This window comes from Chryseobacterium sp. Y16C, from assembly GCF_022488405.1.
GTDB classification, from domain to species: Bacteria; Bacteroidota; Bacteroidia; order Flavobacteriales; family Weeksellaceae; genus Chryseobacterium; species Chryseobacterium geocarposphaerae.
In genome coordinates, this window is sequence record NZ_CP092711.1 from 1683462 (window position 1) to 1698776 (window position 15315).

At 35.2% G+C, this 15315-nt stretch carries 16 protein-coding genes; 10 read left to right on the forward strand and 6 right to left on the reverse strand.

Translation table 11 applies throughout. From position 1 onward, the window contains the following. Window positions 1-180 precede the first annotated feature (180 nt). The 5 genes from MKS83_RS07390 to MKS83_RS07410 all read right to left on the reverse strand — a co-directional run bounded on the left by MKS83_RS07390 (window position 181) and on the right by MKS83_RS07410 (window position 4713). A complete protein-coding gene (locus tag MKS83_RS07390) occupies window positions 181-363 on the reverse strand; it encodes a hypothetical protein (RefSeq protein WP_240582617.1) in 183 nt (60 codons plus the stop codon). 83 nt (window positions 364-446) lie between these two features. Next, complete coding sequence (locus MKS83_RS07395; RefSeq protein WP_240582618.1) at window positions 447-1025, reverse strand: NAD(P)H-dependent oxidoreductase; 579 nt, start codon at window positions 1023-1025, stop codon at window positions 447-449. Beyond that, window positions 1022-2047 carry a saccharopine dehydrogenase gene (locus MKS83_RS07400; RefSeq protein ID WP_240582619.1) on the reverse strand — a complete coding sequence of 342 codons (1026 nt, stop codon included), beginning with the start codon at window positions 2045-2047 and terminating at the stop codon, window positions 1022-1024. The genes MKS83_RS07395 and MKS83_RS07400 overlap by 4 nt, the downstream gene beginning before the upstream one ends. 54 nt (window positions 2048-2101) lie before the next feature. Then, window positions 2102-2668, reverse strand: coding sequence for a Crp/Fnr family transcriptional regulator (locus MKS83_RS07405; RefSeq protein WP_240582620.1), 567 nt, complete (start codon window positions 2666-2668; stop codon window positions 2102-2104). A 275-nt stretch (window positions 2669-2943) separates the two neighbouring features. Beyond that, window positions 2944-4713: an aminopeptidase P family protein gene (locus MKS83_RS07410; protein WP_240582621.1), complete on the reverse strand. Its 1770-nt coding sequence runs from the start codon at window positions 4711-4713 to the stop codon at window positions 2944-2946. Between the two features lie 158 nt (window positions 4714-4871). On the opposite strand from MKS83_RS07410, the gene MKS83_RS07415 reads away from it, so the two are divergent. The 7 genes from MKS83_RS07415 (at window position 4872) to MKS83_RS07445 (ending at window position 10456) form a co-directional block, all read left to right on the forward strand. Next, entirely contained in the window at window positions 4872-5309 is a 438-nt protein-coding gene (locus tag MKS83_RS07415; protein ID WP_100376240.1) for a DUF6526 family protein, read from the forward strand. 26 nt (window positions 5310-5335) lie between these two features. Beyond that, entirely contained in the window at window positions 5336-5503 is a 168-nt protein-coding gene (locus MKS83_RS07420) for a phosphatidate cytidylyltransferase (protein ID WP_100376241.1), read from the forward strand. 11 nt (window positions 5504-5514) lie between these two features. Beyond that, window positions 5515-6618 (forward strand): DNA topoisomerase IB, encoded by a 1104-nt coding sequence (locus tag MKS83_RS07425; RefSeq protein ID WP_240582622.1) that lies wholly within the window; start codon window positions 5515-5517, stop codon window positions 6616-6618. Window positions 6619-6698: 80 nt separating this feature from the next. Then, window positions 6699-8324, forward strand: a complete 1626-nt coding sequence (gene pruA / locus MKS83_RS07430; RefSeq protein ID WP_240582623.1) for an L-glutamate gamma-semialdehyde dehydrogenase — start codon at window positions 6699-6701, stop codon at window positions 8322-8324. Window positions 8325-8574: 250 nt separating this feature from the next. Further along, on the forward strand, window positions 8575-8757 hold the full coding sequence (locus MKS83_RS07435) for a cytochrome C551 (RefSeq protein ID WP_240582624.1): 183 nt from the start codon (window positions 8575-8577) through the stop codon (window positions 8755-8757). A gap of 143 nt (window positions 8758-8900) precedes the next feature. Continuing rightward, on the forward strand, window positions 8901-9119 hold the full coding sequence (locus MKS83_RS07440) for a hypothetical protein (protein WP_240582625.1): 219 nt from the start codon (window positions 8901-8903) through the stop codon (window positions 9117-9119). A gap of 176 nt (window positions 9120-9295) precedes the next feature. After that, window positions 9296-10456, forward strand: coding sequence for a thioredoxin fold domain-containing protein (locus MKS83_RS07445; RefSeq protein WP_240582626.1), 1161 nt, complete (start codon window positions 9296-9298; stop codon window positions 10454-10456). A 66-nt stretch (window positions 10457-10522) separates the two neighbouring features. On the opposite strand, the gene MKS83_RS07450 is transcribed toward MKS83_RS07445, so the two are convergent. Beyond that, window positions 10523-11545, reverse strand: a complete 1023-nt coding sequence (locus MKS83_RS07450; protein WP_100376247.1) for a 3-oxoacyl-ACP synthase III family protein — start codon at window positions 11543-11545, stop codon at window positions 10523-10525. A 72-nt stretch (window positions 11546-11617) separates the two neighbouring features. On the opposite strand from MKS83_RS07450, the gene MKS83_RS07455 reads away from it, so the two are divergent. The 3 genes from MKS83_RS07455 to MKS83_RS07465 all read left to right on the forward strand — a co-directional run bounded on the left by MKS83_RS07455 (window position 11618) and on the right by MKS83_RS07465 (window position 15305). Then, the gene (locus MKS83_RS07455; protein WP_240582627.1) at window positions 11618-12517 is read left to right on the forward strand and encodes a CorA family divalent cation transporter; all 900 of its coding nucleotides are present in this window, start codon (window positions 11618-11620) and stop codon (window positions 12515-12517) included. Window positions 12518-12704: 187 nt separating this feature from the next. Then, on the forward strand, window positions 12705-14291 hold the full coding sequence (locus MKS83_RS07460) for a patatin-like phospholipase family protein (protein WP_240582628.1): 1587 nt from the start codon (window positions 12705-12707) through the stop codon (window positions 14289-14291). 42 nt (window positions 14292-14333) lie between these two features. Next, entirely contained in the window at window positions 14334-15305 is a 972-nt protein-coding gene (locus tag MKS83_RS07465) for a hypothetical protein (protein ID WP_240582629.1), read from the forward strand. The last annotated feature ends 10 nt before the right edge of the window (window positions 15306-15315 follow it).

A 15315-nucleotide genomic window follows, 5' to 3' on the forward strand; every position in this document is an offset into this window, starting at 1 on the left:
AGAACTCGTCGTATTAAAATGAAAATAGTATAGAAGAAGAAAAATATATGAAACAAAACTCGAAGCAGATTTGAATAAAAAAGCTCTGAAATTAAATCTTTCTAAATTGTAAAATGTTCTTTATAGAATTTTATGTTGTAAAACTTTTCGAAGCCAGAAAAATCGAAAGCATGACTTAATCTATCGTCTCTCCCCATCTAAAAAATATCCGTAGTGAATGGTATGAGATTTCTGCTTCGCCAGCTTTTTTGCAGGAAAGGATTTTTTAACGACTGATAAAGCATCGTTCCCCGAAACTCTGATAATCCCTAAAGCTCCTACTCCATTGGCTGTAGCCAACGCACAAATGGTATCGTTATTCATGCTGCAGATTTACGTTTTTTAATGGCACTGAGCTATAACGTTTATCTATTGTCACGATTTTATAAACTCCAAATTGATCTTCCCTATTTTTGTTTTTGTCCCAGTAGTTTTATTTTTTCAAGCCATTTCATGCGTTTTGGCTTATCCGATGTTTTTATGATACCTACGTAAGTAACTTTTACAGGTTTTACACCACAAAATTCTAAAGTAGATTTTTTCAGCTGATTGACACTTGGACGACCATAGAACAACCAGTAATACCATCCTGGTTGATCTAAGGTTGTAATAATATGTGCCGTTTTATTTTTCAGAAGTTTATCCCACCAAACAGAATTCTCCCTGTATTTAAAAGCCATTCCTGGAAGAAAAAGCCGGTCAATAAATCCTTTTGTTATAGCAGGAAGTCCGCCCCACCAAACGGGATGAAACCAAACTAAATGATCTGCCCATTGTATTTGTTCCCATGCTTCCAGCAAATCAGACTCAAGCTCCATTCGCTTCTGATAACCAAACTTTAGATTGGGATCAAATTCTAAATCTGCAATAATAATTTCCCTTACTTCAGCCCCCGATTTCAATGCCCCATTCTTGTAAGCTTCTGCGATCCCAAAATTGAAAGACTCTTTATTAGGATGCCCATTAATAATGACTATTTTTTTCATGAATCCATTTTGATATTAATCGTTCCATAATCTTCTAATGACTTTAATAAAGATTCAGGTTGATGAAGCTGATGGCTGAAATACACTTTATTTTCAAATTGATTTTTCAATAATTCCTCAATATGCAAAACTGTTGATAAAGCAGTCAGTTCCGCCTGACCTTTTAAACTTTGAAGGCTGATTTTTTTAGTTTCCGATTTATTCTTAATGATAATTTCAAAAACAGACTGATCTCCATTTCCGCTCGACCCAAAAATCATCTTCCGCTCTTTTAAAGATAAAATATTAAAAAATCTTATGCTCTGAAAAGCTCCCAAAAGCCATGTAATGAACTTTGAATTATAGGTCATTTTCACATTTACAGTTGGAATTTTTTCAATAGAATTTAAAATATACAAATCGGGAACATCGAAATTATAAGTTTGTCTTTTCCCGATTCCAAAAGAAAAATCAAAGTATTCGGAGTCCAGGAAATGTTTTATGGAAACAGGCTGATTATCTTTATAATTCACAAATGGTTTCGCTACATTCTCCGCCATAAAATGAGCTGAACTTTCACCCGCCAAATCTTTCACCGAATAATATACAAAAAGCTTGACCTCATCTATTGTATTCATTTTTTTGGATGCAAAACCTACTAAACCTGCAACGATTCCGCCCATCCACCCTGAACTGAAAACAATTCTGCTGTTAACTTTCTTCTGGATTGCCAACTGATAGGCTTTCCTCAAATCCGGAGTTGGTTTTGTGATATCCAGATAATCTATATTATTTTCAATTGCAAAACGAAGGACCTGATCCTCTTTATCATTTACAGAAAGAACAATGAGATTAATATTTTTCTCTACAATAGTTTTGAAAGTTGAAATTTTGGTAACATCAATCAACAAATCGTTTTGTGATTTACCACCTTTTCGGCCTCCGATAAAAATGTTTACTTCAGGGTTTCTCGATCCTAAAATTCGGGCAATAGTTCTCCCAACCAATCCGTTTCCTCCGATAATTAAAATATTTGACTGCATTTATTTTTTTTTACAAAACTATTCAGTCAGCATCTCAATATACAGGACAAATGTCTAAAAAGAAATTTCTTTTCTGATTCGGCTTAAATGTCTTTGCGTAATTCCTAAATAAGAAGCAAGATATTGCAGAGAAATATCCTGAATATAGTTAGGTTGATTTTCAAGTAATGACTGATAACGCTGTGCTGCAGAGTCTCTCTGAAGTTGAAAAAAGCGTTTTTCCAGTTCAAGATATTCCTGTTCGGCAATTGTTTTTAGGAATTTTATCCAATTGGGATTTTCGTCCGTCAGCTTCTGAATTTTATCTTTTTTAATAATCAGTAACTCAGCGTCCGAAATCGCCTGCATATTTTCCATGCTTGGTTTTTCGGATATAAATGAAGAATATGAAGCAATTAAATCATTTGGAAATCTGAAACAATACGTGATATCTTTTCCTTCATCAGAAACATAATAAGAACGGAAAACACCAGATTCTATGAAAGCTATTTCTTTACATTTTTCACCTTCATGTACGAAAAAGTCATTTTTACTTAACCTTTTTCTTTCAAAAAGCTGTAGAAAATCTTCAATCTCACTGTCCGAGAAAATACCGAATTTTTGAAAGAATTGATGAATCATTTTTAAGATTAATTACAATTGAAAATATTTCTGAAACAAGCAAAAATACAGAAAAACATTTATGCAAATAAAAAAATCACCCCAAAAGGGATGACTTACTGCTTTTGAATTTACTAATGTATATGAAAGGTGTGATTTGGTATTTTTGCTACACAAATATAATATTTATTTTTCACAAATTAGAGAAAAATAAATAAATTATTATTATCCCTATTTCAATTAATAAAAAAGCCTTGTAAGTATTATTACAAGGCTTTTTTATTATTTTTAATGTATTAAAGCGGGCTTACCAGGTTCAGGAACCATTCTTTAATATCACCTTCCAAAAACGGAGCGAGCTTATCTTCACAGGTTTTATGATAGCTGTTCAACCAGTTAATTTCACTTTCTGAAAGTATTTCTTTTACAATCGTATCTTTAAAGAAAGGACAAAGCGTCAATGTTTCAAACTCATAGAATGTTCCGTGGATCGTTTTTTCTGCTTCCTTCACTGCGATCAGGTTTTCGTGACGGATTCCGTAGTCTCCTTCAAGATAATACCCGGGTTCGTTTGAGCAAACCATTCCTACCAAAAGATCCTGTGGATTCATATCTTTTCTGATATTCTGCGGTCCTTCATGAACATTCATAAAGCTTCCTACCCCATGACCCGTTCCGTGGTTAAAATCTTTTCTTTCCATCCATAAAGGCAATCTTGCTATAGCATCTAAATGAACACCTTTTGTTCCTTTTGGGAATTTAACCATTGATAAACGGATCATTCCCTGCAAAACCAAGGTAGAATTTCTTTTGAATTCTTCAGAAACTGTTCCTAAAGCCAATGTTCTTGTAATATCAGTAGTTCCTTCAAGATACTGACCTCCGGAATCTACCAGAATACTCGCGTCATTCGTTACTTCTTTGCTTCCTTCGCTTTTTGCAGAATAATGCATAATGGCACCATTGTCTTTATAACCTACGATGCTTCCGAAACTCTCTCCTACAAAATTTTCTCCCTCAGCACGGAACCCTCTCAGTTTTTCACCGATTGAATATTCGTTCATCGCTTCTTTTCCGGCACTGTGAGTCAGCCAATACAGAAATTTCACCATGGCAACTCCGTCTCTCACCATTACTTTTCTGAAACCTTCCAGCTCTGTTTCATTTTTCTGAGCTTTCATTAAATTTCCGGGAACCGGAGCTTTAATAAATTGATTATCGGATTTTAGTGCTTCAAAAATAGATTGGTTGCTGTTTGGGGAAACCAAAACTTTTTCATTTTTGAATACCTTTAAATGGTTGTAGAACTCTTCATAAGGCATCATTTTTACAAAAGATTCATCCATTTGTTTTCTGGCTTCAACTTCTAATTTCTCCAGACCAGTAAACAGGATTGCATCATTTTTGGTGATAATGATATATCCTAAAAATACAGGATTGCTTTGTACGTCACTTCCTCTTAAGTTCAGTGTCCAAGCAACATCATCCAGACTTGAAATAATGTGAACGGTTGCTTCCTGTTCTTCCATTTTCTGGCGGATAGCAGCAATTTTATCGGTAACCGATTTCCCAGCCCATTTTACAGGATGCACAAAAATCGGATTATTTGATGGTGTACCTCTGTTAACCCAGATTTGCTTCAAAAGAGGGTTATCAACCAGCGTTATATTTTTTGAATTTAATCTTTGAGTTAAAATTTCCCAGTTGGCATGTGCTGTTGCCAATGCATTTACAGCTACTTTTCCGTTTGCAGGAATTTCGGAAATAATCCAGTCAATATAATTAGGCGTTCCTTCCATACCGTCTTTGAAAAGATCAATTCCTGAACCTTCCAACTCAATAGCTGCTTGTGTAAAATATCTTCCGTCCGTCCAAAGTCCGGCTTTATCTTTTGTAACCACTACAAAACCTGCAGAACCTAAAAATCCGGACAGCCAAGCCCTTTCCTGCCATTCTTCGGGCAAATATTCGCTCATATGTGGATCTGCAGAATATACTATAAATGCATCAACATTATTTTTCTGCATTTCTTCGCGAAGCGCAGCTACTTTTTCCTTTGAAGTCATTTTTATGATTTTTAAAGAGGGAAAGTTACAAATTTTTAAGGTTCTAACATTAAAGTTCAGCGTCCAATTTACAGCAGGTTATTATCAAATCAATTACGTATTAAAAGATGAATATCTAATTTTTATTTTTTTGGAAAGATTCTTGCAGTATTCACAGTATGGAAAGACAGAATTACAAAAATCACAAAAAATTTTATCCACCACACCATTTTATCTATCTACCCGTTCTCATTATTTTAGAAATTCTGGGTATTTATAAAGTTTTTAACGACAGTACGAATCAGCTGCTCTGGATACTATTTTCAATTATTATTTTCCTGCTTTTCTATCTGGCTCTCATGCTGAGACAACATTATGCTTTAGGACTTCAAAACCGGTTGGTAAGACTTGAATTCAAACAGCGGTATTTTGAAATTTTCGGAAACAGATCTGATGAGGTTGAAGAAAAACTGAAATTTGATCAAATTGCAGCATTGAGATTCGCTTATGATGATGAATTTAAAGAATTGCTCTATAAAGCCCTTCATGAAAATATTTCAGGAGATGAAATCAAGAAGTCAATTCAAAATTGGAGGCCCGATCTGCATAGAATTTAGAATACTAAACACCAAAATAAATTATTATGAAAAAATTAAGTTTATACAGTCTCGCGATGTTCAGTTTGCTATCATTAACAAGCTGTGAAGCAGTAGAAACCATCTTTAAAGCCGGAATGTGGTGGGGAATTATTTTAGTAGTCGGAGTTATTGGTATCATTTTATGGCTATTCTCCAGAGGTAAAAACTCTTAAAATGATGCAGAATGGATAATCCAGACTTAGATATCATTTCTCATCTGAAACCTTCTAAGATCCTTAAAATCCTGAAAGACCCGGAAGCTTCCGCGAAAGCAGTAAATCTTATCTATACCTCAGATACGGAATCAGCAGGTATTATCAGAAAAAAACGGGGTAAAAAATATTCCTATTTCAAAGATGGGGAAAGAATAAAGGATAAAGACGAGATCAAAAGAATAAACGGACTGGTAATACCTCCAGCCTGGGAAAATGTATGGATTTGCGCATTGGATAATGGTCATCTTCAGGCTACTGGTTTTGATGTAAAAAAGAGAAAACAGTACCGTTATCATCCGCTTTGGAATGCATTGAGGAATCATACGAAATTTTACAGAATGTTGAAATTCGGATACGCTTTACCTGCTATGAGACTTCATATTGAACAGGATTTAGCTTTAAGAAATTTTGAAAAGCGGAAAATCCTCGCTTTAATTGTCAGCCTAATGCAAAAAACAAACATCCGAATTGGCAATAATGTCTATGAAAAATTGTACGGTTCGTTTGGCTTAACAACTTTAAAAGATAAACATGTAAAAATCAAAGGGCAAAAAATCACCTTTTCATTCAAAGGAAAAAAAGGCATTATGCACAATGTTGATCTTAAAAGTAAAAGACTTGCAAAACTGGTTCAGAAATGTAAAGATATTCCGGGAAAGGAGCTGTTTCAGTATTATGATGATGAGGGTAATCATCATTCGATCGATTCCGGAATGGTGAATGAGTATATTAAGGAAATCAGCGGTGAAGATTTTACAGCTAAAGATTTCAGAACATGGTCGGGAACGGTGAATGCTTTAATTGCTTTTAAAGAAATCGGGTACGCTGAAACCAACACTGAATATAAAAGAAAAGTGAAGGAAGCTCTCGAAATGGTGGCTTCCCATCTCGGAAATACAAGCACAGTCTGTAAAAAATATTATGTCCATCCTTTGGTCATCACTTTGTATGAAAACAACAGCATCAAAAAATATCTTGATGAGCTGGAAAAAATAGAAGAAAATGACGGCAAAGCGGGCTTAACTCAGGAAGAAAAACTGGTTCTCAAAATATTAGAAAACGAAAAGATGTAAATAGGTGCTATCGATTTTTTGTCAGGATTAAATGTTGTAAATTTGTATCATTAGCAAATTAAAAAATAATACAACGTAATATGTCTAAAGCAATTTCGCAAGTACCATTTGCAGTAAACGAACCGGTAAATTCTTATGCACCGGGAACTCCGGAAGTAAAAAGCCTTATCGCTCAATACAAGAAAATGTGGGCCGAAAAAGTAGAAATCCCAATGATCATTAATGGTAAGGAAGTAAGAACTGATGATAAGGTCCAACTTCAGTCTCCTCAGGATCATGCTCATGATTTCGGATTTTACCACAGAGGAACAATACAACATGTGGACGATGCTATCAACGCTGCATTGGCTGCAAAAAAAGAATGGAACGAGCTGGGTTGGGAACAACGTGCAGCAATTTTCTTAAAAGCTGCTGATCTTTTAGCGGGTCCTTACAGAGATGTAATCAACGCTGCTACCATGATCGGACAATCGAAAAACGTACACCAGGCCGAGATTGATTCTGCTTGTGAGTTTATTGATTTCTTAAGATTCAATGTAGAATTTATGACGGAAATGTATTCTGAGCAGCCGGTTTCTGATGCAGGAATCTGGAACCGTGTAGAATACAGACCGTTGGAAGGATTTTGTTTTGCAGTAACTCCGTTCAACTTTACGGCAATTTCAGGAAACTTGCCAACTTGTATGGCCATGCTTGGAAACGTAGTGGTTTGGAAGCCTTCTGATAAGCAAATCTATTCTGCAAAAGTAATTATGGATGTTTTAACTGAAGCGGGACTTCCTGCTGGGGTAATCAACATGATCTTTACAGACGGAAAAGAAACTGCTGAGAAAGTTCTGGCACACAGAGACTTTGCGGGTCTTCACTTTACAGGTTCTACAAAAGTATTCCAGGGAATGTGGAAAATGATCGGTGATAATATTCACAATTACAGAACATATCCAAGAATCGTTGGGGAAACCGGTGGAAAAGATTTCGTTATCGCTCACCCTTCTGCCAACGTAGAAGCAGTAGCTACAGCTTTGGTGAGAGGAGCTTTCGAATATCAGGGGCAGAAATGTTCTGCGGCTTCAAGAGCTTATATTCCTCAATCTCTTTGGGCTGATGTGAAGAAAGTAATGGAAACCCAGATTGCTTCCATTAAAATTGGTTCTCCGGAAGATCCATCCAACTTCGTAAACGCAGTAATCGACAAAAATTCTTTCAAAAAATGTAAAGGATATATCGACAGAGCCAATGCTTCAGGTGAAGCCAATGTAGTAATCGGCGGACAGACAGATGATTCTAAAGGATGGTTCGTAAATCCTACTGTAATTGAAACTACTAATCCTCAGTACGAAAGTATGGTAGAAGAAATCTTCGGACCAATCTTATCTGTATATGTATATGAAGATGCAAAATGGGCTGAAACTTTACAATTAGTGGATTCTTCTTCTCCTTATTCATTAACGGGTTCTGTTTTCGCTCAAGACAGATATGCCATCAATGAAGCATTCAAGGCATTGGAAAATGCATCCGGAAACTTCTACATCAATGACAAACCAACTGGTGCAGTTGTTGGTCAGCAGCCTTTCGGTGGTGGCAGAGCTTCTGGAACTAATGATAAAGCAGGTTCTAAAATGAACTTACTAAGATGGACTTCTGTAAGATCTATTAAAGAAACTTTTGTTTCTCCAAAAGATTATAAATACCCGTACTTAGGGTAATCAGCAATACATAATGAACAATGATTACTTGTTGTTCATTTGAAATACAGCCTCGGAATTTCGGTTTCGGGGCTTCTTTTTTGTAAAGCAGGAAGAAATGTTTTATAACTACATTCAAATAAAGGCATCAATAAGAAGATTTTGTCCACTTTTAACAAAATTTAGTCTATTTTATTGATATTTAATACTATACCATCCCAAATCGGAATAATAATTGGACTTTATCATCTACACCAAAAAATAAAATAGTATGAAAAAGTTTTTGTTACTAGCCATAGGGTTAGGAATTTTTGTCGTGAGCTGCGGCACCAAAGAATCATCTATGCAGAATACCAATCTGGATTCAGCTTCTGTAGATACTACAAGGTCAACCCCTGCAAAAATTGATACTCTAAAGGTTGATTCTACCGCAGTACCACCTGCAACAAGATAAGGATAAGTTTAATCTTAAAATAGCTCAGCCGCGGAACTTCGTTCCGCGGCTGAGCTATTTTTATTGCTTCAAGCCATTGTCTTTTATAATTATTAAACATTTATGTTTTATTATTATATTTGAGTAACATTAAAACAATCAATATGAAAAAACTATGGATCGTTACCGGTTTAGGCTTACTGTTTTTGGGAAGCTGCGCAGACAAAAAAGAAAACAGAGAAGAATTTAAAGAAGCTCACAATAAAGATTCTATCAGGAACTCTATGGGAGACAGCGCCGTAGCCAATTCTGAACCTTCACAGACAACTCTGGCTGACTCAACCAAAGTGTCTAAAGACAGTCTTACCCCTCCAAAGAGATAAAAGTTTAACTCCCTCAAACAGAAAAACATTAATATAAATCCGTAATACATATTGCGGATTTTCTTGTTGTTTTATCTTTTTAATTTCCTTTCCGTAAATACTTTACAATATTTTTTAAATAATCAAATAATGTAATGCTCTTAATGATTACATTTGTAGTGGTCAAAAAAATTTAAATGAAAAAATTAGCAATATTATCTTCCCTGTTTATTGGAGCATTAGCATTTGCTCAGGGAATGAAATTTGAAGAAGGCAATTTCGCAACTATTTTAGCGAAAGCTAAAAAAGAAAAAAAATTGGTGTTCATAGATGCATATACTACTTGGTGTGGACCTTGTAAGCTAATGGCAAAGAATATCTTTCCACTTCAGGCTGTTGGTGATTATTATAATAACCATTTTGTGAATGCAAAAATCGACATGGAAAAAGGGGAAGGAATTGAGCTTGCTAAAAAATACAATGTAAAAGCTTATCCAACTTATCTTTTCGTAGACGGAAACGGAGAACTCGTGCACAGAACTTTAGGTTATGTAGAAGAAAAAGATTTCATTCAGTTTGCAAAAGATGCAGAAGATCCGAGCAAAAGATTGACCGCTTTGAAACAAAAGTTCGAGAACGGAGAAAAAGATCCTGAGTTTTTGAAAAACCTTGCTGGTCTTACAATTTATAGCGACGCTGAATTTGCAGGAAGAGTTTTAGAGCGTTATTTTGCTGCTAAGACTGAATTGGACAGAGATGACGTACAGATGCTTCTTTCCGGAGCTCAAACATCAGACAGTCCGTTATACAAAATTTTCCAGTCTAAAAAGACTGAGATCACAAAGGTTATTCCGACTGAACAATATGATGCGATTGATAAAAACATCAAAGTAAGTACACTCTTCAAAAAGTCATATAATAAGGATACTAAAACCTGGAATGATAATTATTTCCTGACGGAAGCTCAAAAATTCATGTCAAAAGAAGAGGCTGAAAAAACCCTTAAGAAAGTACAGGCAGGAAGAGCGCTAAGAGATAAAGATTTTGCAACCTATGAAAAACTGACGATGGAGCTCTACAAAGATACTTCAGCTCTCTCTTCAGAAGAATTGAACTCTATCGCCTGGAATTTCTTTGAAAACGTAAGCAACAAATCTTCTTTGGAAAAAGCATTAGCATGGGCTCAGGAGTCTGTAAAGAAAAATGAAAACTATGCCAATACGGATACCTTAGCAAACCTTTACAATAAAATAGGTGATAAAAAGAATGCTAAATTGTGGGCGGAAAAATCAATTGAACTGGCAAAAAGCACAGGACAGGATTCTGCAGATACTGAAAAGCTTCTAAAAACTCTTTAAGAGTACAAGAAATTATAAATAAGAAAGCCGAAGAAAATTCTTCGGCTTTTTTTATATTGTGTATAATTAATATTCAAATAAAACGCTACCCCAGGTAAATCCGCTTCCGAAAGCGGAAAGAAGTACCAAATCTCCTCTTTTGATCTTCCCTTCTTCTATCGCTTCACTTAAAGCAATCGGAATAGAAGCAGCCGTTGTGTTTCCATATTTCTGGATGTTGTTATGAATTTTTTCATCCGGTAATCCAAACTTCTGCTGAACAAACTGAGCAATTCTCAAATTTGCCTGGTGCGGAATAAACATATCCAGGTCTTCTATGGTTTTTCCAGCTTTTTCCAAGGCTTCCTGCATTGTTTCAGGAAATCTTGTTACCGCATGTTTGAATACAAAGTTTCCGTTCATAATTGGATATACCTCTTTATTCGTAACATTTTCCGGTTCCTTTCTCATTCTGTCGCTCCAACCGAATTTAGAACCCGGAAACTGGGTACACAGCTCATCGGCATACTTTCCTTCAGAATGCATATTGAAAGACAAAATATCTCCCGCATTTTCATCTTCAGTCGCAGAAAGTACGATCGCTCCTGCTCCATCTCCGAAAATTACGGAAACTCCTCTTCCCTCATCAGAAAAATCTAATCCGAAGGAATGAATTTCTGCACCAACCACCAGAATATTTTTGTATGTATTCGACTTAATAAAAGCATTGGCAACGCTCATGGCATAGACAAAACCTGAACATTGATTTCTTACATCCAATGCTCCAATGGTATCACAACCTAACATATCCTGCAACAGCACCCCACATCCCGGAAAATAATAATCCGGTGAAAGCGTTGCGAAAATAATATAGTCGATATCTTTAGCGGTCAAACCTGCATTCTTTAGCGCTTTCTCAGACGCTTTAAAGCCCAAATATGCCGTGGTTTCCTGACTGTCATTTCTGTTTTTTCTATGTCTTCTTTCTTTGATTCCCGTCCTCTCCGTAATCCACTCATCATTGGTCGTCATTAATTTTGCTAGATCATCATTCGTAACAACGTTGTCCGGAACATAAAATCCAATCCCTTTTATTGTACTTTTAATCATATAGTTTTTTAATTTTGGCAAAGATAAAATTTATTTAATACATAGGATTTCAAAATATTACTATTTTTACTTATGCCAATTAACACAATATATAGAGACTCCCTGTGCGAATGGGTAGATGTGGAAGCTCCTACCGAAGAAGACCTAAAATTTCTTCATGAGAGGTATGAAATCAACCATCTGCTATTGGAGGATACCTTAGATCCGAACCACTTACCAAAGTATGAAGAAGACGGAAGCGTAAAGTTTTTTCTTCTGCGGGAAAGTACGGAACTGGAAAGAAAAACGCTCAATACAATAAGTGATATCAGTACCAAAATAGGGATTTTTCTTATCAACAATACCATCATCACCATTCACCGGATGAAGACCAAAAGTATTGTTCATACCAAAAAAGAGCTTTCTTCCACAGAGGGCAATACTACTCCTGACAAAATTGCTTTAATGATTGCTTTACTGATCATGAAAAGTTTCGATGATGAATCAGTGAGTCTGATGGAAACCATGGATAATATTGAGAATGAAATTTTCCTTAAAAATACCAACCACACCAATCAGATCAGAAGACTTTATAAATTAAAAAGAAAATCAGGACTTAATTCAAGGGTGCTGACAATTTCTACGGATGCTATTGATAAATTCAAATTACTGAATTTGCAGGATTCCGAAGTAGTGGATTTAAAGGATAAGCATAAGGATGTTGTAGCAGATTTCGACCATTTAAATATTCAAATCACCAACCTTATCTCCATGTTTTTGGCTCTTTCTGATCAGAAAGCCAATCAGGTCATGAAAGTTTTAGCGATATATTCGGTCTACTTTTTACCTATCACTTTTATTGCCGGAGTGTATGGAATGAACTTTGACCATATGCCTGAACTGCATCATAAAAACGGATATTTTTTCACCTTGGGACTGATGGCTGTTGTAGTGATATGCACTTTTATTTATGCCCGCAGAAAACAATGGTAACTTCTCTCCAAAACATTGTGAAAATACTAGGATTAAATATTTTAAATATAATGAGCTTTGAATGATAAAACAAAATATATTGTTGTAATTAAATGTCATTCCGACAAAGGAGGAATTTCGTAAATGTTCTCAAGATTCTTCATTTCACTACGTTTCATTCAGAATGACAGAATAAACACTATTAAACATGAAACCTGAAACTTTACACAAAATTCTTGAGGAAGATTTCCTTTCCAAAGATTCTAAGGAAAAACTTGCTACATTGTATGATAAAATCTCCTGCAAAGAATTTTCGGATCTGTTGGATGCTAATGGCAATCAATATGTGGAATTCGTACAGGAAGGAGGCGGAGTCTGGGGAAGTGCATTGGTGGGCTATCTGTATGGTCTTGAAATCTTCGGGATCCGTTTTCTGAAAGTTGCAGGAACAAGTGCGGGAGCTATTAATACGATGCTTATTGCCGCCTGCAAAACTAAAGAAGAAGCCAAAAGCGAAGTGATAAAAGGCATCCTTTTCAACTGGAATTTTGCAGATTTTATGGATGGAAAACCCTATGTAAAGACAACCATCCACGCCATGCTGAATAACAAGAATTTTATTAAAATAAATGCAGTCTTAGCTGTCATTCTCATGCTCATTCTTGTTATTATTCCCTTTGCTGTTCCGTCAGAAACTACCTTACGAGCCAAACTGCTTTTTTTGATCCCTTTAATCCCCATACTTATTGCTTTGATCTGTTTGAAGAAACTGTATAATGACTTTAAAAAACAAAACAGCGGCTTCAATCCGGGAAATGCTTTCTTAAGCCAGATGAAAGAAGTTCTCAACAACTTTGGAATAAAAACCGTAGCAGAACTTAATAAAAAGTTTATTCAAAAAGAAGGAGAGCTGGGTCTGGATTACCGCTATGGCAACGGACAGGAATATTATAATAAAGCTTTACAAAGCATTGAAAACATCAAAGAGAAGAACTTAGAACATATTGATTCTACCCGGTATAAAATATTCTATGAGAGTTCTGTAAATAATGACTATTATAAAAACAATCCTTTTTATCAGCTAAAATCTGAATACGTTATTGTTACGACAGATATTAATGCTAAAATAAAAGTTGAGCTTCCTACCATGGCCAATCTTTATTGGTCTGAAGAAGAGCTTAAACACATCAGTCCCGCAGAATTCGTACGGGCTTCCATGTCGGTTCCGTTCTTTTTTGAGCCCATGCAAAAACGCATTAACAAAGATGATGATTCGGTAAAATATGCCTGGAAATTCTGGATGAACACCAAAAAGGAAGACATCAATCCTGTAGGTGTTTTTATTGACGGCGGAAGTATTTCCAACTTTCCCATTGATCTCTTTCATGCCAATGATGTTTTCTATCCAAGAATGCCTTTGTTCGGAGTACAGCTGACCAGCGATTCTGATATTGCCTCCGAAAAAGGAAAAACCAGCGAAGAGATTTTAAAATCACCGTTTTCCTATGCCGGAAATATCATCAGCACTCTAAAAGGATTTAATGATAAAACTTTTCTTACCAAACACTCTTTCTACCGTCTTTTCAGCATTCAGACCGTCAATTGCGGAACAAGCAGCTGGCTGAATTTCTTCATGAAAAAAGAGGAAAAAGAAGAGCTTTTCAATCGTGGTTTCCAAGCTGCTCTGGATTTTCTTAATCAGTTTGACTGGGAAAAATATAAATACGAAAGAATGATGCTGTCTATGAAAGAAAAAAAGATTTTGAAAGAGGAAGATACACCGACAGTGGGATAAGGAATTTTGAGTATTTTAGTTATTTTTTAACTAAATACAAACATGAATCCTTTTCATAACTATAAAACAGACCTCCTAGCTTATCTACTTTTTATGGATAAAACCCATTATAATGAGGATTCTTATTCCCAAATGAAAATGGAATTGAGGGACAGAAATTTCAATTTTGACAATTTCAATCAGAATTCGTATATCCGTTTGGTAGTAAAGGATTTATTTTCCGGATGGGAAAGAGAAACCAGAAAAATGTTTGCAGAACTTATTGTCAACGGATGGACTTTTCAGCAACCTTTGGATTATAAAGAATCTTGGGGCCGTATGACTTTTCGAGGATTTCATACTGAAGTCAGTCCAAAACTTGAACAAATCTTAGAAAAATATATCCTGATTTTTGAGTCTACATGCGGAAACTGTGGAAGCAGAAGAAATGTAAAAGGTTATGGTGATTCCTATTACTGCAAAAAATGTTATTTAAAATATTTAAAAAAGTTCAGGATTAGCAATATTGATAAGAATGGGTTTTCCTATTTTGATAAAAAAAGACATCATGTTTTTTGGTCTGAAATAAATAACGTGGAATGGAAAACAGATAGTTACGATAGTTTTCATATTATCTTAAACAAACTTTCACCTGAAGAACAAATTACTAAAGACTATAACGGAAGAGATTACATTTCTTTCTCTAATGAATTCTTTAACTTTTTTAAGCTGTTACAAAAATTACCTGCCAGTTTACTAACAAAATTTCAGCATGAAGAAATACATGAGCTTTGTAATAGTTTAAAAAAATGTTTGATCTGTGGCAGAAAATCAGTACTCAGTACTGTGGCTAATAAAAAATGTCTTGTTTGTAACACCCTTACTGAAAAACTGGAAAATCCAACGGAGAGACTTCTAAAAAGATTTGAAACCCAACAAGGTATAATTAATTATAATAAGAAAAATTTTAGACAGGATCTGGAAAATAGTGCTATTTTAAAATATCGCTATAAAACGGATATGTCTTTTAAATAATATTATAAGG